Below are 1819 nucleotides of genomic sequence, written 5' to 3'. Positions count from 1 at the left end.
CGCGCCCGGACCTGTTCAACGATTACCGCTAACGCTAAGGAAATGTCATGAATGCCAAGGTCGTGGTAGTCGGTAGCCTCAACATGGACCTGGTGGCCCGCGCCCAGCGCCTGCCCCGGGCCGGCGAAACACTCCCCGGCGAAAGCTTTTTCACCGTGCCGGGCGGCAAGGGGGCCAACCAGGCGGTGGCCGTGGCGCGCCTGGGCGGCAGCGTGGCGATGATCGGCAATGTCGGCGACGACGATTATGGTCGGCAACTGCACCGGGCGTTGTATGTGGAAGGCATCGACTGCCAGGGCGTCATCACCTGCCAGGGAGTGTCCAGCGGTGTGGCGCTGATCACCGTGGATGCCGCCAGCCAGAACTGCATTGTCATCATCCCCGGTGGCAACGGCCTGCTGACCCCGCAGTCGGTGCAGCGGTTCGATGCACTGCTGCAGGCGGCCGAGGTGATCATCTGCCAGCTGGAGGTACCCACCGACACCGTGGCCTGGACCCTGGCCAGGGGGCGTGAGCTGGGCAAGCAGGTGATCCTGAACCCGGCGCCGGCGACCGGCCCCTTGCCGGCGGACTGGTTCGCTCACATCGATTACCTGACGCCCAACGAAAGCGAGGCCGAAGCCCTCACCGGCGTTCCGGTGGCTGACCTGGACAGTGCCCGGCGTGCCGGCGAGCGCTTGCTGCAACTGGGCGCGGGCAAAGTGATCATTACCCTGGGCGCGCAAGGGGCCTTGCTGGTTACCCCCAAGGGCCACCAGCACTTCCCCGCGCCGGTGGTCCAGCCGCTGGACACCACGGCAGCCGGCGACACCTTCATTGGCGGCTTTGCCGCTGGCCTGGTGCGCGGCCTGGAGGAGGGCGAAGCCATCGCCTTCGGCCAGCGCGCCGCGGCCTTGTCGGTTACTCGCGCCGGCGCCCAGCCGTCGATTCCCTACCTGGCGGAGCTTGCGCCATGAAGAAAACCCCACTGCTGAACGTCGCCCTGTCGCGGACCATTGCCGGCATGGGGCATGGCGACATCCTGGTAATCGGCGATGCCGGGCTACCGGTGCCGCCCGGGGTAGAACTGATCGACCTGGCCGTCACGCCTGGCCTGCCGGATTTCGCCAGCGTGTTGCGGGTTGTGCTGAGCGAGCTGCAGGTAGAGCGCCACGTGCTGGCCGAAGAAATGCAGAAAGTGGTGCCGCCGGCGCTGGTCGAGATCGAGCGGCTCAAGGGCAAGCTGGGCAAGCGCGAATGGCTGAGCCATGAAGATTTCAAGGCGTTGTCGCGCAGAGCCCGTGCGGTAGTGCGTACCGGCGAGTGCCAGCCCTACAGCAACATTGCGCTGATCTCCGGCGTGACGTTCTAACTCGTCATCTTGCCCAGCGCAGATCCCCTGTGGGAGCGGGCATGCCCGCGAACACCGGCAACGCCGGTGCCATCCACCGCAGGCCCCTGTGGAAGCGGGTCCACCTGCGAACACCGGCGAAGCCGGTGCCAGCCACCGCAGGCCCCCTGTGGGAGCGGGTTCACCCGCGAACACCGGCGAAGCCGGTGCCATCCACCGCAGGCCCCCTGTGGGAGCGGGTTCACCCGCGAATACCGGCGAAGCCGGTGCCATTCACCGCGTAGCTTTCTTCGCGGGTAAACCCGCTCCCACAGGAATTTGCGGTGTTTCACACATACCAACCCAGGCAACAGGAGTGCCACCCATGCTCAAACCCCTGCTACAAGGAATCGCCCTCATGGCCGCAGCCACTACCCTCCAGGCCGCCCCCATCGACCTGATCATCGACACCGACCCCGGCGCCGACGACGTGGTCGCGCTGTTCCTGGC

2 protein-coding genes and 1 pseudogene are annotated in these 1819 nt (G+C 66.8%); all 3 read left to right on the top strand.

Features of this window, described 5'->3' with window-relative positions; genetic code table 11:
* Positions 1 to 47 precede the first annotated feature (47 nt).
* Positions 48 to 956, top strand: a complete 909-nt coding sequence (rbsK, locus tag JV551A3_RS19880) for a ribokinase (RefSeq protein WP_133979056.1) — start codon at positions 48 to 50, stop codon at positions 954 to 956.
* Entirely contained in the window at positions 953 to 1351 is a 399-nt protein-coding gene (gene rbsD, locus JV551A3_RS19875; RefSeq protein ID WP_133979054.1) for a D-ribose pyranase, read from the top strand. Before rbsK ends, rbsD begins: the two co-directional genes overlap by 4 nt.
* Positions 1352 to 1559: 208 nt before the next feature.
* A pseudogene (locus JV551A3_RS31075) lies at positions 1560 to 1819 on the top strand (nucleoside hydrolase); the annotation flags it as partial.

It is taken from the genome of Pseudomonas inefficax (assembly GCF_900277125.1).
In the GTDB taxonomy this organism is placed as follows: domain Bacteria; phylum Pseudomonadota; class Gammaproteobacteria; order Pseudomonadales; family Pseudomonadaceae; genus Aquipseudomonas; species Aquipseudomonas inefficax.
The sequence above is the reverse complement of the archived record's forward strand: the minus strand, read 5'-3'. Positions and strand labels throughout refer to the sequence as shown.